Here is a 24,163-nt window from a genome sequence, read left to right as displayed (position 1 = left end):
TTACTCTCTCCCATATTTATCATATGCCGCTTCCAGACCAATCAAATCATCACGATGCGGTACTTTAATGTAATTTTCCATAATCTGATAAGGCTCACGTCCTTTTGAAGCGAGGACGACCATATCTCCAGGTGCACTTACTTCAATCGCGTGACGAATCCCTTGTGCACGGTCTAAGAAAGACACATAATTTGAATGTGTTGCACCACTTTCCAGTGCATCGGTTAATTTACGCGGGTTATCATTCGCAGGATTATCCGGTGTAAATATCACATAATCTGCGCGACAAGCAATTGCGCCCATTTCAGGTGTCTTCGTTAAATCTCGTTCTCCTGCCATACCGATTAAGAAAATCATCTTACCACGTTTAAAAGGTTCAAGTGCATCGATAAGTTTGTTCATGCCGTCTGGCGTATGTGCATAATCAATCACTAAGTCTATCGGTAAGTTGCGGTCCAGCACTTCTAGACGGCCCTCTACTGGCGGTAAACTTTGCGCTGCTTCAGCAAGTGCACTCAGTGCATGACCTTGCGTCCACAGTGCGGTGAGGGCTGCAAGCATATTATAGATGTTGAATCGACCAATATAAGGACATGTAATCTCAACATTGCCATCTGGTGTTTCAAGTGTAAAAGCAATGCCATCGATAGATTCTTTAATATTTGTTGCTTTAATATCTGTATCCTGTTCAATGCCATATGTAATCACTTCTCTTGGTGAAGCAATAATCAGTTCTTTCGAATAATCATCATCTCCATTTACCACTGCATACTTCTGCTGCTTAAAGTCATTCCCAAGCTGTGCAAAGAGCAGCGCCTTATGAAAACCATAACGTTCCATCGTTCCATGAAAATCCAGATGATCTTGTGTTAAATTCGTGAAGATTGCAACATCGATGTCAACACCATCCGTACGACCAAGCGCTAATCCATGGCTCGACATTTCCATCGCCATCGCCTGTGCGCCTTGTTCTACTGCATGTGCAATATGCTGATTTAAGGTAATCGTTTCAGGGGTTGAATTCGCGCCTTTAGCAACTTCTTCATTATATTGAAAGCCATTCGTACCGAGATATGCACTATTTATGTTCAGTGCGCGGTGCAGATGATGAATCATTGTTGCCACACTCGTCTTACCGTTCGTACCTGTCACACCATAAGTCGTAAGCTGATGTGACGGGAAATCCATTACATGCTGCGTGAATATACGTGCTGCCTGCAAAGTATCACGCACAACAACCTGCCCGATATCCAGTCCTTCGATATAGTGATCGACGATAATCATACGACAGCCCTGCCTAACTACATTCGGTATAAATTTATGGCTGTCTACTGTATACCCATGACTAGCTACAAATACACTCTCGCTGTCTGCTGCCCTTGAATCTACAACCACTTTATTGATATGTTCAGGAAATGTTCCGTAAAGCTTCTTGGCTTTTATTTTAGAAAGTAATTCAGACGTTTTCACTGATAAGCCTCCTTTAGTCAATTCTTAATTATACACCTTTTTTATAGGATTATGAATTGTTGAAGATAGGTTTAAATAAATAATTTGTATAAAATAGAAGGATATTAGCGTATAATTAATAAATAATTTTATGTTGTCTATGTTTTCAGTAGTATTTACCATACTGAATATCATATTATTAAAGAAACACCACAATCATCTCTATCATTGATAAAGAATAGAGATAGCATCAATGGATATTTAACTTATTATAAATATTGTAATTTTTTTGTATTTAAGATGACAAGTTGTATAATTTCATTAATAATGATAATAGAACGTTTAACCTTTAGAATCGGAGTGTGCACTATGTCAAACAATAAGAAGATTCTGATCATCACAGGTTCCTATGGTAATGGTCATATCTCAGTGACAAATGCAATTGTTAATCAGTTGAATCGTATGCAGTTACCTCAGTTAACAGTGATTGAACATGATTTATTTCAGGAGGCACATCCTATCATCAATAGCATTGCCAAGAAATACTATATTAACAGCTATAAGTACTTTAGAAATTCTTATCGCTATTTTTACTATGCAAATCAAGATAAGCCGGAAAGCTGCTTCTATCGTTATTACGGATTAAATCGTCTCATTAATCTCATTTTGAAGGAGAAGCCAGATTTAATTCTTCTGACCTTCCCGACACCGGTGATGTCAATCATCAAAAAAGAGCTCAACATCCATACACCGGTAGCGACTGTAATTACCGATTACACAATGCATAAAAACTGGCTGACGCCAAACAGCAACCGTTACTTTGTTGCTACAGAAGCGCTGAAGTCTGAACTGATAGCGCTCGGTGTAGATGAAGCGATCATCGATATTACAGGGATACCGATTCATGAATGCTTTAATGACCCCGTCGACCGAGACGCCTGGTTATTATCGCATGGTCTGTCTCCTGACAAGAAGACATTGCTGATGGTTGCAGGTGCATTCGGTGTGGTCAGCGGCTTCAACGAAATGCTTAAAGACTTAACTGCAGCGAGCACGCATCAATTTGTCGTTGTTTGCGGCAATAATACGCAGCTATTGCAGCAGCTGCAGTCTGAGTATAAAGACAATCGTAACGTGATCATCATCGGCTATACACAAGAGATGGCGCAGTGGATGTCTTGCTGTGACTTAATGCTAACAAAGCCTGGTGGTATCACAATTTCAGAAAGCTTATGCAAAGGTATTCCACTCGTATTCTTTAACCCGGCACCCGGGCAGGAAGGTGAGAATGCAATCTATTTCACGAAACAAGGGTTCTCGCGTATCACACAGACGTATGAAGAAACAACGTCAACTGTGCTTGAGTTACTCTCAGACGAAGTCTTACTTAATCAATATAAATACAATATGCAGCAACATTATATACCAGATGCCTCACTTAATATTTCACGCACATTGCTCCAGATGTTAGATCACACCTCATCAGATGCAATGATGACTTCTAAAGCAGGACTCTATGCCCGCCTCTTCGCAAGGTAAGTTTAAAGGTAAGAACTTCTGGTTAATGATTGTCATATTGTTTCTGATGGAATTTGCACGCGGGATGTATATACTCAGCTTTCTGCCGGTATTACCTACCCTGTCAAATGTAACCGTCGGTATTATCTCTGCATGTATTACATTGCATTTTGTCAGTGATGCACTGACAAATTTCGGAATCGGTTTTCTGCTTAAACGCTACGGGACGAAGAAAGTGCTGAATGCCGGTTTCTTTATCGCAGTCGCCGGTCTTGCACTCATTATATTTGACCGTCACCCAGTGACGCTTGTGGCAGCAGCAATACTGCTCGGTATTGCGGTCAGTCCAATCTGGGTGATTATGCTGTCATCTGTTGAAGATAATAAGCGTTCCAAACATATGGGATATGTTTATTTTGCATGGCTTGTCGGGATGATGAGCGGGATGATCATCATGAACCTGATCATTAAAGTTCATCCTGTTCAGTATATATTCCTGATGCCATTATTTGTACTCTGTGCATGGGTGCTGTATTTATTCGTGCATGTCGAGGTTTCATTTATCGAAAAGAAATCACTGAAGACTCAGTACAAACATATTAAGCATGTAATGTCACGACATCTCGTGCTGTTTCCTGGCATCCTCTTCCAAGGGATTGCCATCGGGATGCTTGTTCCTATACTGCCATCTTACGCTGTACATAGCCTGAACGTCTCTACGCTTGAGTATACGTATCTGCTCATTGCTGGAGGTGCCGGATGTACTGTATCGATGCTCTTTATTTCTAAATTTATGGATGATGTTTCAAATATTTATGCTCATATCGTCATTCTTGCCGGATTCTTTATCTTTGGAATCAGCATTCTTCTTATGACACAGGTAACCAACTATATGATTGTTCTCGGTGCCGCACTTGTCATTGGTTTATTCTATGGATTGCTTCTGCCAGGATGGAATGCATTTATGGCAAGCCAGGTCGATGTTGCATTAAAGGAAGAATCATGGGGTGTATTTAATAGTCTGCAAGGCATCGGCACCATGCTCGGTCCAATTATTGGTGGTCTGATTACGGAGCTGTTTCATAATACAAATTACACATTGTTCACCTCAGCAACCGTATTTATCGGTCTCGCATTCTTCTATCTGTTCTATTTCTATAGAACAAAGCGCATCCAAAGATAAGCACATGCTTTTATAGTATACATCAGAAGAATGACCGCTACAGCTGTAGCGGTCATTCTTTATTTTCATTTATGTTCTTCTATTAATGCTTCTAGAAATGGAATCAGCGCTTCTTTCATTTCTGAACGTATTGCATACTCCATCGTTGTCATCACAAAGCCAATCTTATCGCCTACGTCATAGCGGTTGCCGACAAAGTCATATGCGTACACTTCATCCGTCTCATTGACACGCGCAATCGCATCCGTCAGCTGGATTTCGCCCCCTGCACCGATATTTTGCTCTTCAAGGTACTTGAAGATATCAGGCGTCAAAATATAACGACCCATAATGGCTAAACGTGAATCCGTTGTTCCGAGCTTCGGTTTTTCTATGAGATTACTGATCTCATAGAGACGATCATGCTGTGCTTTACTTTCGATAATGCCGTAACGCTGTGTATCTTCATAAGGAACAGTCTTAGCACCAATCACCGACTTCCCTTTCTTCTCGTACTGCTCTATCAACTGTTTGATGGCAGGCGTAGGTGAGTCAACGATATCATCTCCAAGCAGTACAGCAAATGGTTCATCCCCAATAAACTGCTTTGCAGTCCATATCGCATGACCTAATCCCTGTGGTGCCTTCTGTCTCACATAGAAGATATTCGCAAGCTGCGTTGAATGCTGAACTTTTTCAAGCAGTTCAAATTTTTCTTGAGCAGCAAGATGATGTTCCAGCTCCATCTGTGCATCAAAGTGATCTTCAATCGCACGTTTATGTTTTCCAGTTACGATAATAATATCTTCGATTCCCGCTGCTACCGCTTCCTCAACGATATACTGAATCGTCGGCTTGTCTAATATCGGTAACATTTCCTTAGGCATCGCCTTTGTCGCCGGAAGAAATCTAGAACCAATCCCCGCTGCAGGAATCACCGCTTTTCTAACCTTTTTCATGTGCGTTCTCCTTTATAGATATTTTATTAATTTTAACATAGATACTAAATATAAAAAAAGCACACAGTGTGAAGTTCATAAAGCGCTTCTAACTGGTGCTTAATATCCTGGATTACCTCATATGTCGTTCTTTAACAATCTTATTCGCTTCAGAAGTAATCTCCTGTCGATGCATATAGAAGTTTCTTACGATTGTCTTTAACACAGCATAAGTTGGTACGGCAACTAAGATGGCTAAGAAACCACCAAGGTTTCCAGCTGCAAGGATGACCGTAATAATGGTTAACGGGTGCATATTCAATGTCTTACCCATAATATTCGGTGTAATGACATTTCCTTCTAGCTGCTGGGCCACAAACATAATAATGATCACGTAAATCGCCATAACAGGGTCTTGGATCAACGCAATAATAATGGCAGGTATTACCGCCATATATGGTCCTAAGAATGGAATTAAGTTCGTTACCATGCCCCACATCGCGAGAATTACTGCATAATCTAATCCAATAACTAAGTAGCCGGCAAGGAGTAGTAACCCCAGAATGATACTGACCGTTACCTGCCCTTGAATATATGAGCGTAACGTCTTATCAATATCTTTAAATAAAGTGACAACGAACACCTTACGCTTCCCTGTGAACGGTGCTGATACAAAGGGTACGAAGCGGTCATGATCTTTCAGCATATAGATCAGGAAGAATGGTACTAAGATTAACAAGAACAGCGTAGAGATGAACTGTGTAATAAAAGAGAACGCATTCGTTACAATCTTCCCTGAATATTCGTTCATCTTCTCTATCCCATTATTAATCCCGTCTTTAACATTCTCAGGTAATTTATCGCGCTGATCTAGTGCCAGACTTACATACGATTGAAATTCCTTTTGAATTGCGGGATAGTTATCTATGAAATTATTCGTCTGCTTTGATACAATAGGTCCTACAAACGAGAATAATAGACCGATAATTAAACACAGTGCAATCATGATTAATGTAACACTTTGCCAGCGTTTTAAATGACGCTTTTCTTCCAGCTTATCCTGGAACGGTACTACAATATAGTACAGGAAACCACCGAGTAATAACGGCAGGATAATAGATTTTACAATGATGATGATCGGGTAGAAGATATGGTTAATCTCTAAGAAATACTTGATGATTAAAAATGTAAGAAGAAGCCCTACACCGAATCTAAACCAAACTTTATTTGTCATAAATTCCTCCAAATTGTCTTTATTTCTCATTATACCCCAGATTCCTCCTGTTTATCACAATTTGAAAAATCCTTTTCATAAAAATTGATGTAAAATTGTATAATATATTTAAACTAAAGGAGTGATTATATGAAACCAGGACTTATTCATCCCCTAGAAATAAACAGCACAGCACTCGAGCGTATCGTTAAGCTTGGCATCTATATACCAGAACATATCGAATCGCCGAAAGTCATCATTGCTTTTGACGGACAAGATCTTGCTCAGATGGCGCAGTTACATAGGCAGTATGAAGCACTGAATATTAATCAGCATATCATTGTCTTCATACATTATCCGAATGTTGCAGTGCGTGCTGAAGAATATCATCCACAAGGTGATAAGCAAACTGCGATGATGACCTTCGTCCATGATGAGCTGCTGAATTATCTGCTAGTCCACTACAATATTAACACGAATGACATTCTGCTTATCGGTGACAGCCTGGCTGCAAGCATTGCACTGATGCTTGCGATTCAGTATCCAGTCTTTAATAAGGCGGTGCTGTTCAGCCCGATGCTGACGCACGACATGATTACAGCTGCTGCCGAGACAGATGCTGATTATTATATCGCAGTTGGTGATGAAGAGTATGAATTCACACTGAAGGACGGTACATCAGCTGACTTTCTGACGCCGATACAAGAACTACACGACACACTTAACCAGAATGGAAAGCCGCATTACTACAAAGAACTATCAGGCTCACATAACTGGAAGACATGGAAACCGGAAATAGAAAACATGTTAAGCTATTACTTCTTATAAACTTTCTGATATAATTGAATTATCAAAAAATTTTAGAGGTGATCAATATGAAACTTGGTATCGTATTATATCCATCAAAGGCTTATCAGGATTACATCAATAACTACCGAAAGCGTTACGACAGTCATTATGGGGTGATTGCACCACATATTACACTCAAGGATGCATTCGAAGTATCAGAAGATGAGGTCGAAGCTGTTACAGAAAAAATTGCTGACGTCGCAAAGTCAAGTGCACCGGTTGAGGTAAACGTTGAGAAAGTATCAAGCTTTGTTCCGACAAAGAATGTCATCTATCTGAAAGTCACACCAAACACAGGATTGAAGAAACTCTATGAAGCATTCAATAATGGTGACTTCTATGGACAGAACGCACACCCTTTCGTTCCACACTTCACAATTGGACAAGGACTATCGTCACAGGAGTTTGAAGACATCTTCGGTCAGCTACAGATGAAAGATGAAAGCCATCAGGAAGTAATCGATAAAGTCTGTCTATGTTACCAATTAGAAAACGGAACATGGAATGTACTGGAAACGTTTAAACTTGGAGAATAACCTAAACGGCTAGGACACATGTCCTAGCCTCTCGTTTTATAGTCCAGTTTTATCCTACAATATGATAACCGCTATCCACATGAATATTTTCTCCGGTGACACCACTTGATAAATCACTTAACAGGTACAGTGCTGTCTTACCAACTTCCAACGTATCTACGTTACGTTTTAACGGTGCTTCATTTTCGATCCGTTTTAATATCGTATTAAAGTCTCCGATGCCTTTTGCGCTTAATGTACGAATCGGTCCTGGTGATACGGCATTCACACGGATACCATCTTGACCGAGGTCTAATGCTAAATATTTGACATTGGCTTCAAGGCTTGCTTTCGCAACGCCCATGACGTTATAGTTCGGAATCGCGAATTCTCCTCCAATATATGTCGTCGTCACGATAGATCCACCTTCAGACATTAACTTACTCGCTTCTCTCGCTACAATCGTTAACGAGTATGAGCTGATATCCTGAGCAAGTAGGAACCCTTCACGGGTCGTATCAATAAAGCGACCTCGCAGATCTTCCATATTGGCAAATGCGATCGAATGGAACACGCCATCGATATGCCCTACTTCAGCTTTAATCTGTTCAAACGCACGTACGACATCCGCGTCTTCTTGCACATCACATTGAATCATCAGTGCATCATGATTATTCTTTAAATTAGGGAGCAGACGTTCCAGTTCTTTCATGCTACGCTCTTTACGATATGTAAATATCAGCTTAGCACCAACTTCATCTAATACTTGTGCCACACCATATCCGATACTGCGTTTATTCGCCACACCCATAATGACATACACTTTATCCTGAAAATTTAACATATAAGTCTCCTTTTATAAAAGTAAGTTCTAGTACCTACTACTAAATATATCAGAAGTTCATTTGAATTTCAGTAAAAAATAATATATTTTTAAGAAATAATAATTGGAGACTTCAATAAAAAATACGCCTTGAAGTTTCCTTCAGGCGTACTGTAAACTTAGAATAATTCGAGTTCCCGCTTAATTTCATCTACATACTCTCTTGACCCTGTTACGATAAGACGGTCTTTAAAGTGTAATTCGGTTTCTCCATGAGGTACGATTGAATCTTTGCCGCGTAATATGCGGACGAAGATAATATCGCCACTGAACGGAAACTCACGTAGACGCATTTCATGATAACGCGTATTCAACATTTCTATCTCATACAGTGATGTCTCTACGTTAGACAATAAATTCAGCATGTTCGGTGACTCGATCAGACCTTTCAGCAATGTCTTCGTACTCTGGAATTCACTGAAGATTTCAATATCTGCCTCCAATAGTTCATCGTCTTCTTTCTTGGACTCTACGCGACAGATAACACGCTCAACACCTTCTTCTTTTGCCATCAATGCCACACTGCGGTTAATCGATTCATCATTTGCTGAACATACGACGATATCAAAATCGAACAATCCGATTGAATTTAATTCATCGTAAGTATATTCATCAATCTCAATGACATCGATATCACTGATTTGACGTGCATCGTTACTCTTCCTGTAGATAATTGTTGGCATATACAGCGCTGATTTAAAGCTTTGTGCTACAGGTATCGAGAGCTGATTATTTCCGATGAATGCAATTCGAATGACTTTCTCTTCGCTTAACTGCACCGGGAAGAGCTTCTTAAAGAAGACGGGCACGATCACGCAAGTAATCACTGCTGCAAGAATCAAAGTTCCTGATGTTGAGCTATCTATCGCACCTAATCTCTCAGCAATCTTGGCACTGGCGATAACGAGTGACAATGTTGAAGTCAGTAGAAAGGTTGATGCAAGCACCGTCTGCTTATCATACCACTTGAGCAATACTGCAAGGGGTATCGCTTTCGTCAAGTAGAATACGATGAATAGGATGGGGATTAACACAAGCTTCGATGGATCCATAAATAATGATGGAATATCGAGGTCCACCCCTACCATAATGAAGAATATCGGAATAAAGAACCCATAGCCGAATGAATCAAGCTTGTCGACCATATCTTTGTCAGGACCGAGTAAACTCACGACACATCCCGCTAAGAATGCACCAAGGATATTCTCTGCACCGACACTTTCAGCAAGTGCAACAAGTAACAGAATAAGAGCAAATACCGCACGTATTCCAATCTGCGTTGTTCCTGCCATTAAATTATGCAGAAACTCTAACTTCTTCAGACGGTTCCCCATCACATAGAAGAGTGCAGTGAATACGACGAGTATCCCGATCAGCCATACCGGAGAATCCCCTTCTGCATGCAATGTTCCATAGAGCGTTAACAGGAGAATTGTCGCTAGGTCTGCGATTACGGCTACAAGTAAGATGATTTGTCCGATACTCGTCTGCATCAGATTCATTTCCTTTAATGTCGGTACAACGACACCAAGCGAAATTGTCGAGATAATAATAACCATCAGCAGGACATCATCAACAAGTCCAGCCCATTTAAAGAGATAGGCAGCGCCAATACTTAACAGCAGTATCCCGAGAAATATAGAGAGCGTTAAAATTAAAGGATTCGGTTCTTTTCCTTTTTTAGTGCCAGGCTTTGATTTAAATGTCTTAAAGTCAATTTCCAGACCACTTAAGAACATAAGGAAAATAAAGCCGAGCGTCGATAAGATATTCAGCATCTCTGTTCTTTCTACCCAATTGAACAATGATTTTCCGACGATAATCCCCATCAATATCTCTGCAACAACAACCGGCAGGAATGTAATACGTAGTCTATTGAGCAGTATCGGCGTTAAAAACGCACATACTACGACTACAACGAGTGAAATTAACTGGTCATGATTTTCCATATAACCCTCCTAAACTAAATAGCTCATAAATGTCGTTGCAAGACTGAAATAGATCAGCATACTGATAATATCATTGATTGTCGAAATAAAAGGACCACTTGCAACTGCAGGATCTATCTTCATTCTGTGCATGAGTAACGGGACCAATGCACCAGACAATGTTGCCACCGTCATCGCAATCGTTAAACTAAAGGAAACGATGAGTGCAAGAATCGGCGTTTGATAAATCAATACAATAATAATAAACAATAATACCGCACAACACAATCCTGAAAGCAATCCAGATCCCGCTTCTCTGAGTGCGAGCTTTACTTTACTCTGCTCATCCACTTCACCCGTAGAAATCCCGCGCACTGCAACCGCCAGACTCTGTGTACCAGAATTCCCGGCCATTCCCCCGATAATTGGGATAAAAGCTGCAAGCAGTGCTACTTTCTCCAGCGTCTCTTCAAAATTGCCAAGGATCGTTGCTGTGATCATTCCAAGTACCGTTAGAATCATCAGCCACGGCAGTCGTTTGCGTGCTGTTGTAAAGACCGTATCTTTCGTCGAGTCAATATCGCTGACACCGGCAAGTCTAGAGTAGTCTTCACTCGCTTCTTCGTCAATAACATCGAGGATATCATCAATCGTAATAATCCCGAGCAGATGATTCTGATAGTCAACGACAGGTACTGCAAGAAAGTCATAATCTCGCATAATCATCGCAACATCTTCCTGATCATCAGCAACATTGACACTGATAACACGTTCATTCATCACTTCTTCTACGTATGCATCATTTTCTGCTACAATTAATTCTCTGAGTGAAATAACACCGACGAGCTTCTTTTTGTCGTTCTGCACAAAGATGACATAGATTGTCTCAGCTTTTGGTGCTTGCTCCTTTACATGAATCATTGCTTCACGCACGGACATCATCTCTGAAATTGAAATATATTCAGTTGTCATCAAACTTCCAGCTGTATCTTCTTCATAATGCAATAACGCTTTAATTTCTTCTGAAGCGTCTTTATCCATCAACAGCAGTAAGCTTGCAACTTTTGTTTTCGGTAAGATCTTCAGTAGATCGACCGCATTATCAAATGACATTTCAGACAGCATATCACTGGCATAACGCGCATCCATCGTATCGAAGATATGATCGTAATCTTCATCTTCCATTTCTGTCGTCTCAAGCAACTCTGCGACTTCTTTCGGAGATAATAAATGATACATCTGATTTCTCAGTTCATCATCTGCTTGAGTAAAGTATGCTCCTTGGTCGTATGTATGAAGTTCCAGGAATTCATCACGAAATGCATCTATTTCATTATTCAATAAGAGTGAATCGAGCAATGCTTTATCATACATTGCTTCGTCAGTCATAAAATCTTGTTCTGCCATGATGTACCTCCATATTTACTAATAATGTTTCAAGATCCTCCGGTAGGGCATCAAGAATATGCAGCTTTTCCCCTGTAATCGGATGGGTCAGGCGTACTTCAGCTGCGTGTAACGCCTGTCTATTCATCAATGAATTGCCCCCATAGAGGCTATCTCCAGCAAGCGGATGTAAAGCTGCACTGAAATGCACTCTAATCTGGTGCGTTCTACCTGTATGTAACTTTGCGTGTACAAGACTTATATCTAACGCTGCATCATAATCTATTAAATGATATTCTGTACGTGCATGCTGTCCGTTAATAGCAACAGTACGTGTAATGATAGAATCAGATGCTCTGTCAATCGGATAGACATAGTTACCATGGTCTTTCACATGACCTGCAGCAATGAGAAGATAGAATTTCTCTATCTTCCCTGTTAACAGATGATGGGTCAGCTGATGTTTGCTGAATACAACAAGTCCACTCGTATCACGATCTAACCTGCTGACTGGATGGAGCACGCTCTTATCACCGTGCGTTTCCAGATAACCATATACTGCTTCTATCAAACTGTCATGCGGATGCTGCTTTGAAGGTATCGTATTCATAAAAGGGGGTTTAGACACAACGATCAGATACTCATCGTTATAGTGTATTCGTATTGGAATATGACTTGCTATAAGTGCTTTACTTCTTGATTCATCCGGGAGCCAGACAGTTAAAGTATCATCCTTATGCATCTCATATCGCACCGTCACCTGACGCCCATTAACAAGTAAAGCACCATTTTGTTTAATGGCGCTTATACTCTTTCTGCTATATTGATGGTTCTGAAGAAATTTCTTAACTGTTATCTGTTCTGTCACTGCATAAGTAAGCTGTTTCATTCGCTTGCGATAAATGAATCGTGCACACGTTTCCAGAAAGGAAAGGGTCTAAATCGTGCAAATCTCACTTTCTCATCCGCAACACGGTACTGTATCGACGAAACACCTTTATGATCCGCAGTGATATGATCAAATGTAAGCTGTAACGTGATTGGATTTGCAGGTTCCACCTGACAATTATGATGTTTAGGGAGTACGAGCGGTGAACCGACTGTACGGAACACACGATTGTTAATCGAAGCAATTTCGGTCACTTGAATTGCATCCAATGAAGGATGTATCAGTGCACCGCCAAGCGCTTTATTATATGCCGTAGAGCCGCTCGGTGTTGAAATACACAATCCATCGCCTCTGAAACGTTCAAATAGCTCACCTCTTAAACTTATATCTGCGACCAGCGTTGCACCATTATGTGTCTTTACAGTAGCTTCGTTCAGTGCGAGATATCGACTCGCCTTACCTTCATCGTATCTGACAACAACTTCAACAAGCGGGTATTCGATGACCTGGAATGAATCATTATTGATTGCAATGATCAGTTTTTCCACTTCATGCGGGAGCCAGTCTGCATAGAAGCCAAGATGTCCCGTATGTATACCAACAAAACTCGTTTCTTCCAGTTGATGACTATATGTATGAAACGCCTGAAGTAATGTCCCGTCTCCCCCAACAGAGATGACAATTTCAGGAGTCGCTGTATCTTCTGTCATATTGAAGTCATTCATATAACTGACCATCTTCTGCTTTAAAGCATTACTCTTAGAGTCACCTTTAGTCAATATTGCATATCTCATCGCTTCACCTCTTAGCGTTTTTCGCTGCGTTGTTCGGTATAATATTTTTGTGCTTCCTGTATTTCTTCACGAATTTCAGACATCTCTTCATCCAGCAGAAATGCAGCTTCAGCCGCACGTTCCAGTCTCGTTCTGATTTCCGGTGGATAGTCCCCACTATACTTATAGCGCAGCGTATGTTCAATCGTTGCCCAGAAATTCATGGCAAGTGTACGAATCTGAATTTCTGCAAGAATAAACTTCTGGCCCGATAACGTTTCTATCGGATACTTGATGATGACATGATACGAGCGATATCCGCTTTCCTTCGTATCTTTGATATAATCACGCTCTTCAACGACTTCAAAGTCACTTCTTGCTTTAAGCATATTAACGACAACATCGATATCATCTACGAACTGACACATCAACCTTAAACCCGCAATATCATACATCTCTTCACTGAGCTTATCAAATGCGATTCCTCTCGTATTCGCTTTCTCGATAATGCTTGGTACCGGCTTTACGCGTCCGGTCACAAATTCAATTGGTGATGATTTACCTTCATTAATAAACTGTTTCCTTATGCCTTTAAGCTTCACTTTAAGTTCATCAACCGCCTGATAATACGGCGACAAGAATAAATCCCATTGATTCATACGCTCACTCCGTCCTACAATTCAAATGCATGCTCAACACTCTCTGTAAATTCTTTCCCATAGTTATAGTTACCTTCTATGTTCTCAAGCAGAAACTGCAGTTCTTCCTTAAAGTTATCTAACTGTAGCGTTCCGTATAGATACCAGTCTTTATCCTGATACTGCTTTAACATCGGCCATGTTTCCTGGACAAATCGTAAGTGATGGAATTCCCCATCATCCAGCAGATAGACAAACTGCATATGATCACTATCTACGACCATTGTTCCTGTTGCTGTAACGTCCAGTTGTGATTCCTCTGTATATATCTTGACTTTGTTATCTTCCAGTTTGATTTCGTTGACATGTAAATTCATAATATCCACTCCTTAACAACAATATTTTAACATAAAACGGCACATAACTTTAACGGATTGATAATTTCTATATAAAATATGTTAATTTCTTTACTTAAAAGTACAGTTTTCGCATAATAAAGTTAACATTTATTATTGGAGGCTCACGATGAATCACCTGGAAATCGAATTCAAGAACATGCTTAACTATGAAAGCTATGCCTTACTTAAATCACTTTACTTTAAAGACGTATCGCCTTTTACGCAGACCAACTTCTATATGGATACGAAAGACTTCAAGCTTAGAGATAAGCACATCGCACTGCGCATAAGAGACGCCGGAAAGCTTAAAGAGATGACATTGAAGATTCCTCAGCAGATTGGCGTCATGGAATATAATATTCCACTTGATGATAGCGATCTAACACAAGATTTCTATGAAGTAGATACGCTACCGGAACCCATTCGCAGTGAACTGATCAGACGGGATATCCACGCACCGCTGAAAGTATTCGGCGCATTATCAACTGAACGCATGGAGACGGAATACGAATCCGGCCTGCTTGTACTTGATGCCAGTGCCTATCTGGATACAGAAGACTTCGAACTTGAATATGAAGTCTCAGATTACGATAGCGGTAAACAAATATTCGATAACTTACTAAAACAGCACAGTATCCCTGTTTCTGTAAGTAAAAATAAAGTACAGCGATTCTATGATCATTTCGTGCAGTTACAAGCAAAAAACTTTTAAAAAGGAATATACATGATATATTTAGTTAAAAAGGAGCTGGCATATTGAACACGCCATTTGAACAAATCGGTCAGGAAACGTTGTATGAGATGATTGATATCTTCTATCGATATGTCGCACATGATACACGTATCAACCATCTGTTTCCTGGCGACTTCGAAGAAACGAGCCGTAAACAGAAACAATTCTTAACACAGTTTCTTGGTGGACCTACACTATACTCAGATGAGCATGGTCATCCAATGCTACGTGGCAGACATATGCCGTTTACTATAGGTTCACAAGAAAAGGACGCATGGCTTGAGAACATGTACAGGGCAGCACATGAAGTGGATATGGATAAGGATGTCAGAACGTATCTATTACAAAGGCTGACATTAACAGCAGAACATATGGTGAATGCTGAATATTAATTGCAGGTGAATACAATGAATCATTTACAGCTTGTACGCGAAAAACAATATGAACCATTGATGCCTAAGAAGAAAATCGAAATCTATTCTTTCTTCGATCCCTTCTGTAAGGACTCATGGCAGATGAAATCGTTACTTCGTAAGCTACAAATAGAATATAATCAGTTTGTCGACATTAAGCAGATTCTTCTGCCGAGCCTGAAAGTCCTGACTAAATGTCAGGCGCAAAGTACGACAATCGATGATAATATCGCACTTGCATTTAAAGCCGCTGAACTGCAAGGTCGCAAAAAGGCTGCACACTTTTTGAACTACATCCAGAATGCTATTATGCCGAAACAGGATATCATCACCAAAGAACTGATACTCCATTCAGCGGACAAAGCAGGGATTGATGTTGAAGTATTCTTAGAGGATATTAAAAGCAGTCATGTGACTACATCACTAAAATGCGATCAGCATATTTCGAACGAAATGGATGTCAACTATACACCGACACTCGTGTTCTTCAATGAAAACTTCGAAGATGAGGGGTTGAAGGTGGAAGGCATTCAGAACTATTCAATCTATACGTATATTATCAGTGAATTGATGGATGTTCCTATAGAAAAAGAACTACCACCAAAACTCATGGACTATATCAACGAACAGGAGCTCGTCAGTGAATCAGAGCTCGAAGTCATCTATGAATGGCCGAAACCTCTGCTCATCAATGAACTACGTAAATTGAAGATGCAGCGATTAATAGAAGATGTCCACTATGACCATGATCTTTTCTGGAGAAAGGTCAGTATATAGAATTTATATTCAAAAATAAATCACCCGAACAATACGTATCCTCAGTATTGTCCGGGTGATTTTATCTACTATATGTTAACTTTAAAAGAAGGCATAAAAAAATACCGTGTCTGTATACACGGTATTAAACAAAGGGGATGGGAGAAATCTTTCACTCAAACAAAGGGGTATGTTTGGTATGTGATCAATTTCATGTATAAAATATAACATGTGTGATTGTTCATTTCAACGTTTTTATCTATCGTTCACAAAATAGACATATTGTAAACGATTTCACAAAGTCTTTGTATCTTTTCGTGATTTTGCGCGTGTCTGTTCGCGAGTGTTACGACCTTGATTTGATTAATGCTTCGAATGCATCCAGACGTTCTTCAAATACTTTACATGCATTTTCAATTGGTGTTTTTTCGTTCATATCGACACCTGCTTTCTTCAGCACTTCGATCGGATAATCAGAACTTCCGGCTTTCAGGAATTCATTGATATACTTTTCAACTGCTGGTTGCCCCTCTTCTAAAATCTTCTTACTTAATGCGTATGCTGCACTATATCCAGTTGCATATTGATACACATAGTAATTGTAATAGAAGTGTGGAATTCTGCTCCATTCATATTGAATATAGTCATCTGTAATTACAGCGTCCCCGTAATACTTCTCGTTTAACTTGCGATACTCTGCGTTTAGTCGCTCTGCTGTCAACGGCTCATTCTGTTCAGCAAGTGTATGAATTAAATATTCAAACTCTGCAAACATCGTCTGTCTGAACACTGTACCGCGGAATCCGTCTAACTGATAGTTCAGTAAATAGAGCTTCTTCTTATCATCATCTAGATGCTTATACATATAATCAGCAAGTAATGCTTCATTACAAGTTGAGGCAACTTCTGCTACGAAGATAGAATAGCCTGACATATTTGACGGCTGATTATTTCTTGAGAAATAACTATGTGCACTATGTCCGAATTCATGCGTCAAGGTGAATGTGTTGTTCACACTATCTGTCCAGTTCATTAAGATGAATGGATTAGTACCGAACGTACCTGAAGAGTATGCTCCGCTTCTCTTGCCCTTATTCTCATAAACATCCACCCAGCGATTCGTTAAACCTTCTTTGATGACATCTGTATACTCAGATCCCATAGGTTCTAAACTTTTCAGCATCCACGCTTTCGCTTCTTCATATGTCACTTCGAATTTCTCATCCTGAATTACTGGCGTGTACATATCATACATATGCATTTCATCTAATCCAAGTAATTCCTTACGCAGCTTCGTATAGCGATGTAATAAGTGCAAGTTATCATTCACTGTCTGCACTAAATTATCATAAACCGATTCTGGAATATCATTGTTAGACAGGGCCTGTGCACGTGCACTTTCGTAGTTTCGAACTTTGCTTGAAAATACACTCGCCTTCACTTTACCTGCTAATGTCTGTGCTAACGTATTGTTGAACTGTCCATACTTTGAATACACTTCTTTATATGCATTCTCTCTTAACACACGGTCATCTGATTCTAGATAGGTAATATAGTTGCCGTGAGATAATGGTAAGCTGTTCCCCTCTTTATCTTTGACGTTATCAAACTTCAAGTCAGCATTGTTAAACATACCGAATGTGTTTGTCGACGCAGATAATGCCTCAGACGCTTCTGCAAGAATCTTCTCTTCACTTTCACTTAACACGTGTGGACGCTTCTTATTGATGCGCTCTAAATCAAACTTAAAGCGCTGTAAGCCATCCAGCTCAGCGACATAAGATTTTAAAGTCGCTTCGTCAATCGACATCAATTCAGGCAGCATAAAGCTCCAGCGTGCACTGAACTGGCTCGCTAAATTTGCAGCGCGCTGTTCTAATGCTGTATACTTCGCATCTGAAGTATCCTGATCGTGCTTTAAGTGTGCATATACATAAACTTTTCCGAGCTGTTCATCGATTTCAGCATCTAATAGCAATGCTTCTAATAAGTTTTCTGCACTATCACCGATTTTCCCTTTTATTTCTTCTTCTCGGCCGAGGTATCCTTCAAGCTTCTTGAATGCACTTTCCCATGCGTCATCACTTTCAAAGATTGTAGTTAAGTCCCATGTATTCTCTAGTTTCTGTTCATCTCTAGTAATCAATTCTGACATAAATAGCCTCCTAAAATAAATTTATCTTAATTTTCTCATTTTTTCGCGGAAATTGCACGTATTTGCTTCGATATCCGATAATATTCTTGTAAAATGTGTGTGCATAAAGAAAGTTCATGACCATAACACTGTGCTGCAGGATGAATATTCAATACCGAACTGAATGCCTCTAATGTAAACGCATCATGATGAACCATGCGTTCCAGTTCCAGCTGCCAATAGATTGGATGCGCATTCAACAGTATCTGCTCAGGCAGAATGATGCGATAGTGTAAAGGTATATTGTCCTTGTGAATATTCAGCTGATAGAGTGCACTTAATGTCGGTTCTAATACAGAGCGTCTCGCAACGCAGTTTCTAATATACTGCTGCACGTCTCTATCGTTCATCACCTTATGTGCCGATTTCAGTAGTGAGTGTATCATATGATGGAAGAGCTCTTCCTTTGATTGCACTGTAAACCGCTGCACTTTATATTTAAAACGTCCCACTACTTGCTGAATCTTCAGTGCATAAAGTGTCTCATCTGCATTGTCCAGTACAAACAAAGTATGTGACGGATAATAGATCAATGACTGCTGAAAATAATTCAATATGAGTATATCTTCCTCTATCTTAAGCGAACGATAATCGGTAATCCAGCACACTTTCATGCCGAGCGACTGATAGCCTGCTGTCCTGCTTGCAACTATTCGCGCAGGAATTACTGATAGCTGAAGTTCTAATGCAACCCCTTCTTTCAGCAGAATATCAGGAATCTGCTCAATCTCACTGATAAAGTATTCAAGAGATGCTTGATGTGCCCCGAACATGCGGTAAAGCATATACTTCCCTTGCAGATGACTGAGCGACTCTTTACGGTAGACGTTACTGAAACAATCATGTGTTGAAATATGCGAGAAATGAGGAATCTTCATCTCTCCTCTTCTCAGCACAACCTTCTGGTGGCATACCGGACAATAATAATGTTGATTACGCGCTGCAAACTGTGCTTGTACTAATTCTCCATTGCTATTCATCGCCTGAATCAAAAAACAGCACCTCCTGATGATATATATCAGAAAGTGCTGTTTTGATTCTATAAGATTTTGTAAAGATTACTGTTTAAAATACTGCTTTACTTGACGCTTTACATTGTGACTCATCACAATCTTACCGTATTCATCCAGCTGTTCGTGAGAGATTTGTGTCTCATCCGCATATTCCAGTATATGTGCAATATAACTATGAATCGCATCTTCTGACATATGGTCATCGAACTCTACATAGTAATAATACTTACCTTCATACATATACAATAAGTCTTCAATGTCTACATCTTCATAATTATGATAACTAAATTGAATCAAATCTTCTAGATCATCAAAGTGTACAATAAAGAACTGTTCTGTCGATTCTTCTGACGCACGCATAAGTAAATCACGTAGTTCAGAATCGCTGTGCATTGAATTATTAATAAAATCATTCACTTTCTCATCTATATTTAAGTCACTGTCATCTTCTGGTAACTGCAGATCATCATTCTTAGATTTTGTTACAACAACCTCAATTCCTTTATCAAAGGCATGGACTTGTATCCATAACGGACCATCGAAAAAGAAATCCTCTTCCTCATTAACCTCTTCCATCACAGACCAGAAGAATTCCTCACCTTTCTTGCGGCTCGTCCACAGATCATCACGCTTGAAACCACGCGCTTCAATATCAGTATATGTCAAATAAAATTTTAAAGTTGATTCATTCACTCGCTCTATTCTCATGAGTCATTCCTCCAATCCTATGTATGAATGGTAATATCATTGTACACGAAGAAAAGATTTCCTACAATAAAACTGTTTATAAAAAGAGGTACCTGCAAAATGCAGGCACCTCTCTTTATATCAATATTATTCTACCATACGTTGTGCTTCTAATAATTGGAATGTACGAACCTTACGTGGCAAGAATCTTCTGATTTCATCTTCGTTGTATCCAACTTGAAGACGTTTCTCATCTAAAATAATCGGACGACGAAGTAATCCAGGATTCTTCTGAATAATATCGTATAAATCTTGTAATGGTAATGAATCGATATCTACATTTAATTTCTGGAATGTCTTAGAACGTGTAGAGATAATTTCATCTGTACCATCTTCTGTCATTCTTAAAATCGCTTTAATCTCATCAATTGATAAGTTTTCTGAAAAAATATTACGCTCCGTATACGGAATGTCATGTTCTTGTAACCATGCTTTCGCTTTACGGCAAGATGTGCAACTTGGTGAAGTAAATAATGTTACCATACATCTCACTCTCCTAATTGTTTAGATTTATCGGTTAGTTCTTTCATACGAGGTGTGTACTCTACCTATATACCCGAATACCGGGACGTTAAACATATGATTTGACAAATCTTTAAACTATTTGTCTTTCCTAACCTGATAATGTCATTATAATACGTAAACATTAAAATTAAATGAGAATTCTCTAATATTTTAAAAAGATTTTATATTACTTTCAGATAATTCACATTTTTGCCTTATTTATATCTTAAGCAAGAACCTAAATAAAACTTTTAATATTTACTCTTACACTATACACCCATCAAACAATAATAACAATACGTTTTCATAAAGTTTCACAATCGTCATATTTCGATAATGTATATTTTATAGTACAATGAATAATAATATAGAAGAAACTTAATCAAAGGAGTTAATCAAATGGAAACATTATTCTCAGGTATACAGCCGAGCGGGGTTCCGACAATTGGTAACTATATCGGCGCATTGAAGCAATTTACAGAGATACAAGATGAGTACGACTGCTATTTCTGCATCGTTGATCAGCATGCTATCACAGTACCACAGGACAAAGCGGCACTACGTAAGAACATCCGCTCACTCGCAGCCCTTTACCTAGCAAGTGGACTCGACCCAGAAAAAGTGACACTCTTCATTCAGTCAGAAGTCCCGGCACATGCTCAGGCTGGATGGATGCTGACTACTATCTCATCAATCGGCGAATTAGAACGTATGACACAATACAAAGATAAAGCGAAAGACCGTAAAGAAGGCATACCTGCAGGATTACTCACATATCCACCACTAATGGCGGCAGACATTCTTTTATATGGAACGAACATCGTACCCGTTGGTGAAGATCAGAAGCAACATCTGGAATTAACACGCGACTTAGCAGAACGCTTCAACGCACGTTATAACGACATCTTCACAATCCCTGAGATACGCATGCCTAAAGTCGGTGGCAGAATTATGAGCTTACAGGAACCGACGAAGAAAATGAGTAAATCTGACAGCAACACGAAAGGATTCATCTCATTACTAGACCCGCCAAATACTGTCGCTAAGAAAATTAAATCAGCAGTAACAGACTCTGACGGAATTGTGAAATATGATAAGGAAAATAAGCCAGGTATCTCGAATCTACTCAGCATCTATTCAATATTTACCGGTAAGACAATCGCCGAACTTGAAGCAATGTATGAAGGCAAAGGATATGGCGACTTTAAATCCGATCTTGCTGACGTCATGGTTGAATTTATTACGCCATTCCAGGAGAAATATGAGTATTATATGAACTCTGAGGAATTAGACAGAATATTAGACGAAGGTGCTGAGAAAGCACGTAAGAAATCATTCAAGATGTTAAAGAAAATGGAAAACGCAATGGGACTCGGAAGAAAGAGAAGGTAAGTTAAAGTTCAATTAAGAACGCCTGAACCGGTGATGGTTCAGGCGTTTTCATAGTGTTGTGCCCATATAGGTTAGTGTTTGGGCATTTTGTGCACAAACAGATGAGTATTTGGGCGTTTCCGAGTAGTTGTGATCAAACATACTCTAGTAAATGCAGAATCTTACCATTAAGCACCATCCATCATGCATACGTGCATCTCAATATTGATTGAGTGATCCTTTCTTTCTTGCATAATATGACAAACGATTAAACACTATCACACCAATTACAAAATATACAAACGAATTAATAATGAGCATTATTATCTCACCTATTGAAACAGTTCCATCAAATATAGCATTGATATTAATAATACCCCATGTTATCGGTAAACATTTTGAAAAAATATCTAATACGAACGGTAAATTATTGCCACTAACTAATACACCCGTAAAAAATAAAAATATATAATTCAAAATAACAGTAATCGCAGATATTCTTTTAAAAATAATGGATAGACCAGCTAACAAAAATGAAAACCCATATATTCCTAACATCGTCAATATTAATATAAGTATCATTAATGGATTGAGTAACGGTATAAGATTAAAGTGTCCTTTAACTAAATCAGGTGAGAAGATAAAGATAAACAATAATGTTCCCGATGACAGTATTATGCCTCCAATTGCATCAAAAATAAACGTTGCAATTGCTCGACCAAGCAGCATTAAATTTAAATTTGTCTTGGTCAGAAAAATTTGTTCAAGAGTTCCCAGCTGCATCTCCTCTTGTAATATAAAAGTAAATATTGCGATTGCATTGATACCGATATACCATACAAATATTCCTATCAATAACTGTGCAACAATATTGCTATTCCCACTATCCCTTGTCACTACTGCATAAGTAAGACCAGAAAATAATATCAAATATGAAATAATTTCAGCAATAGAATCCACATAATATCGCTTGAACATTCCTTTAAACTTGATAAATTCTGCATATAGTATATCAATCATCATACTCACCTATCACTTGTACAAATATCGATTTCAAATCTTGTCTCTCGGTCGTGATTTCTTTGATTTGAATATTTTGTTCATTTGCTTTCTGTATAAATTTCGATAATATATTCATATCTATTCGATAGATCATATCTTCGCTTATATATCCTGTTACTTTCTTATCAGTAACGATATTTACATAAGATTCATTTTGAAATGAAGCAAATAATTCCTGTTTAGATATGTCTTTTATAATACGACCATCCTTATATAAGATGATTTGATCAGCGAGCTGTTCGGCAACGTCCATTTGATGTGTCGTTAAGATGATGGTCTTTCCTGCATTCGTTAACTTCAATAAGTATTCCATCAAACTATTTGTAGATTGCACATCTAAGCCAAGTGTAGGTTCATCAAGTATAAGGAGCTCAGGATCGCGAATCATAACTATTGCTAACGCAACTTTTTGTTGCATCCCTCTCGATAATTCTGCTACATAAGTAAATTTCTTATGCGATAAATCTAATACCTCAAGCACTTCATCAATTCGATGATTCAATTGATTACGTCTTAATTTATTTAACTTGCCAAAATAGAACAAATTATCGTACACCGTTAAATAATAATAAACGTTTCGTTCTCCTTCTAGAATACATCCTATCTGAGATAATGGATTATTACCAATATGGTAATGAATCGTTCCCCTATCCGGAATAATCAAATCTACAAGGCATTTAATTAATGTAGACTTCCCAGCACCATTTTCACCGAGCAGACAAGTTATCTTTCCTTTTTGAATACTAAAAGACACATTATCTACCGCATTTACAACATCATTCTTATTTTTAAATACTTTACTTAAATTTTGAACTTCCAGTGCAAGCACTT

Annotated in this window: 24 protein-coding genes; 8 read left to right on the top strand and 16 right to left on the bottom strand. The window is 39.0% G+C overall.

Annotation, left to right across the window (positions count from 1 at the left end; genetic code table 11):
• Positions 1–1,470, bottom strand: a complete 1,470-nt coding sequence (locus tag QA539_RS03575) for a UDP-N-acetylmuramoyl-L-alanyl-D-glutamate--L-lysine ligase (protein WP_419895453.1) — start codon at positions 1,468–1,470, stop codon at positions 1–3.
• Positions 1,471–1,818: 348 nt separating this feature from the next.
• Between QA539_RS03575 and QA539_RS03570 the strand changes: the two genes are divergently transcribed.
• Together QA539_RS03570 and ltaA are read left to right on the top strand one after the other, a co-directional pair.
• Complete coding sequence (locus QA539_RS03570; protein WP_419895452.1) at positions 1,819–2,988, top strand: diglucosyl diacylglycerol synthase; 1,170 nt, start codon at positions 1,819–1,821, stop codon at positions 2,986–2,988.
• Positions 2,966–4,150 carry a lipoteichoic acid biosynthesis MFS flippase LtaA gene (gene ltaA, locus QA539_RS03565; protein WP_419895451.1) on the top strand — a complete coding sequence of 395 codons (1,185 nt, stop codon included), beginning with the start codon at positions 2,966–2,968 and terminating at the stop codon, positions 4,148–4,150. The genes QA539_RS03570 and ltaA overlap by 23 nt, the downstream gene beginning before the upstream one ends.
• 65 nt (positions 4,151–4,215) lie before the next feature.
• Here the strand turns inward: ltaA and galU are convergent, their stop codons facing one another.
• Together galU and QA539_RS03555 are read right to left on the bottom strand one after the other, a co-directional pair.
• Positions 4,216–5,088, bottom strand: a complete 873-nt coding sequence (gene galU, locus QA539_RS03560) for a UTP--glucose-1-phosphate uridylyltransferase GalU (protein ID WP_419895450.1) — start codon at positions 5,086–5,088, stop codon at positions 4,216–4,218.
• Between the two features lie 112 nt (positions 5,089–5,200).
• Positions 5,201–6,301, bottom strand: a complete 1,101-nt coding sequence (locus QA539_RS03555; protein WP_413474320.1) for an AI-2E family transporter — start codon at positions 6,299–6,301, stop codon at positions 5,201–5,203.
• A 129-nt stretch (positions 6,302–6,430) separates the two neighbouring features.
• Here QA539_RS03555 and QA539_RS03550 point away from each other — a divergent pair, with 129 nt between their 5' ends.
• Together QA539_RS03550 and QA539_RS03545 are read left to right on the top strand one after the other, a co-directional pair.
• Positions 6,431–7,108, top strand: a complete 678-nt coding sequence (locus tag QA539_RS03550; RefSeq protein WP_219494301.1) for an alpha/beta hydrolase — start codon at positions 6,431–6,433, stop codon at positions 7,106–7,108.
• A 47-nt stretch (positions 7,109–7,155) separates the two neighbouring features.
• Complete coding sequence (locus tag QA539_RS03545) at positions 7,156–7,665, top strand: YjcG family protein (RefSeq protein ID WP_101030505.1); 510 nt, start codon at positions 7,156–7,158, stop codon at positions 7,663–7,665.
• 49 nt (positions 7,666–7,714) lie between these two features.
• Here QA539_RS03545 and fabI read toward each other — a convergent pair whose 3' ends face one another.
• The 7 genes from fabI to QA539_RS03510 form a co-directional block, all read right to left on the bottom strand.
• A complete protein-coding gene (gene fabI / locus QA539_RS03540; protein ID WP_419895449.1) occupies positions 7,715–8,488 on the bottom strand; it encodes an enoyl-ACP reductase FabI in 774 nt (257 codons plus the stop codon).
• Between the two features lie 158 nt (positions 8,489–8,646).
• Positions 8,647–10,476: a monovalent cation:proton antiporter family protein gene (locus QA539_RS03535; RefSeq protein ID WP_419895448.1), complete on the bottom strand. Its 1,830-nt coding sequence runs from the start codon at positions 10,474–10,476 to the stop codon at positions 8,647–8,649.
• A gap of 9 nt (positions 10,477–10,485) precedes the next feature.
• Positions 10,486–11,862 (bottom strand): magnesium transporter, encoded by a 1,377-nt coding sequence (gene mgtE / locus QA539_RS03530; protein WP_419895447.1) that lies wholly within the window; start codon positions 11,860–11,862, stop codon positions 10,486–10,488.
• Positions 11,837–12,730, bottom strand: coding sequence for an RluA family pseudouridine synthase (locus tag QA539_RS03525; protein WP_419895446.1), 894 nt, complete (start codon positions 12,728–12,730; stop codon positions 11,837–11,839). The genes mgtE and QA539_RS03525 overlap by 26 nt, the downstream gene beginning before the upstream one ends.
• A complete protein-coding gene (locus QA539_RS03520) occupies positions 12,727–13,524 on the bottom strand; it encodes an NAD kinase (RefSeq protein ID WP_219494290.1) in 798 nt (265 codons plus the stop codon). The genes QA539_RS03525 and QA539_RS03520 overlap by 4 nt, the downstream gene beginning before the upstream one ends.
• 11 nt (positions 13,525–13,535) lie before the next feature.
• Positions 13,536–14,162 (bottom strand): GTP pyrophosphokinase, encoded by a 627-nt coding sequence (locus tag QA539_RS03515; protein ID WP_219494288.1) that lies wholly within the window; start codon positions 14,160–14,162, stop codon positions 13,536–13,538.
• Between the two features lie 14 nt (positions 14,163–14,176).
• A complete protein-coding gene (locus QA539_RS03510) occupies positions 14,177–14,518 on the bottom strand; it encodes a hypothetical protein (RefSeq protein WP_219494286.1) in 342 nt (113 codons plus the stop codon).
• Positions 14,519–14,666: 148 nt separating this feature from the next.
• On the opposite strand from QA539_RS03510, the gene QA539_RS03505 reads away from it, so the two are divergent.
• The 3 genes from QA539_RS03505 to QA539_RS03495 are packed head-to-tail and all read left to right on the top strand — an operon-like array spanning position 14,667 to position 16,462.
• Positions 14,667–15,251: a CYTH domain-containing protein gene (locus tag QA539_RS03505; protein ID WP_219494284.1), complete on the top strand. Its 585-nt coding sequence runs from the start codon at positions 14,667–14,669 to the stop codon at positions 15,249–15,251.
• A 41-nt stretch (positions 15,252–15,292) separates the two neighbouring features.
• Positions 15,293–15,664 carry a globin gene (locus QA539_RS03500; RefSeq protein ID WP_086038402.1) on the top strand — a complete coding sequence of 124 codons (372 nt, stop codon included), beginning with the start codon at positions 15,293–15,295 and terminating at the stop codon, positions 15,662–15,664.
• 15 nt (positions 15,665–15,679) lie between these two features.
• Positions 15,680–16,462 carry a ClpXP adapter SpxH family protein gene (locus tag QA539_RS03495; protein WP_219494283.1) on the top strand — a complete coding sequence of 261 codons (783 nt, stop codon included), beginning with the start codon at positions 15,680–15,682 and terminating at the stop codon, positions 16,460–16,462.
• Positions 16,463–16,787: 325 nt separating this feature from the next.
• On the opposite strand, the gene pepF is transcribed toward QA539_RS03495, so the two are convergent.
• The 4 genes from pepF to spxA all read right to left on the bottom strand — a co-directional run bounded on the left by pepF (position 16,788) and on the right by spxA (position 20,878).
• Positions 16,788–18,596, bottom strand: coding sequence for an oligoendopeptidase F (gene pepF / locus QA539_RS03490; RefSeq protein WP_419895445.1), 1,809 nt, complete (start codon positions 18,594–18,596; stop codon positions 16,788–16,790).
• 35 nt (positions 18,597–18,631) lie between these two features.
• A complete protein-coding gene (locus QA539_RS03485; RefSeq protein ID WP_419895444.1) occupies positions 18,632–19,627 on the bottom strand; it encodes a competence protein CoiA in 996 nt (331 codons plus the stop codon).
• Between the two features lie 66 nt (positions 19,628–19,693).
• Positions 19,694–20,356, bottom strand: a complete 663-nt coding sequence (mecA, locus tag QA539_RS03480; protein WP_419895443.1) for an adaptor protein MecA — start codon at positions 20,354–20,356, stop codon at positions 19,694–19,696.
• A 126-nt stretch (positions 20,357–20,482) separates the two neighbouring features.
• Positions 20,483–20,878 carry a transcriptional regulator SpxA gene (spxA, locus tag QA539_RS03475; protein WP_219494276.1) on the bottom strand — a complete coding sequence of 132 codons (396 nt, stop codon included), beginning with the start codon at positions 20,876–20,878 and terminating at the stop codon, positions 20,483–20,485.
• A 420-nt stretch (positions 20,879–21,298) separates the two neighbouring features.
• Between spxA and trpS the strand changes: the two genes are divergently transcribed.
• Complete coding sequence (gene trpS / locus QA539_RS03470; protein ID WP_219494274.1) at positions 21,299–22,291, top strand: tryptophan--tRNA ligase; 993 nt, start codon at positions 21,299–21,301, stop codon at positions 22,289–22,291.
• Between the two features lie 198 nt (positions 22,292–22,489).
• Here trpS and QA539_RS03465 read toward each other — a convergent pair whose 3' ends face one another.
• Together QA539_RS03465 and QA539_RS03460 are read right to left on the bottom strand one after the other, a co-directional pair.
• A complete protein-coding gene (locus QA539_RS03465) occupies positions 22,490–23,290 on the bottom strand; it encodes an ABC transporter permease (protein WP_219494816.1) in 801 nt (266 codons plus the stop codon).
• The gene (locus QA539_RS03460) at positions 23,283–24,161 is read right to left on the bottom strand and encodes an ABC transporter ATP-binding protein (protein ID WP_419895442.1); all 879 of its coding nucleotides are present in this window, start codon (positions 24,159–24,161) and stop codon (positions 23,283–23,285) included. The genes QA539_RS03465 and QA539_RS03460 overlap by 8 nt, the downstream gene beginning before the upstream one ends.
• Positions 24,162–24,163 lie beyond the last annotated feature (2 nt).

Origin of the sequence: Macrococcus psychrotolerans, from assembly GCF_038095555.1 — a bacterium.
Taxonomy (GTDB): domain Bacteria; phylum Bacillota; class Bacilli; order Staphylococcales; family Staphylococcaceae; genus Macrococcoides; species Macrococcoides psychrotolerans.
Note: the sequence above shows the minus strand (reverse complement) of the source record. Positions and strands in the feature narration are given on the sequence as shown.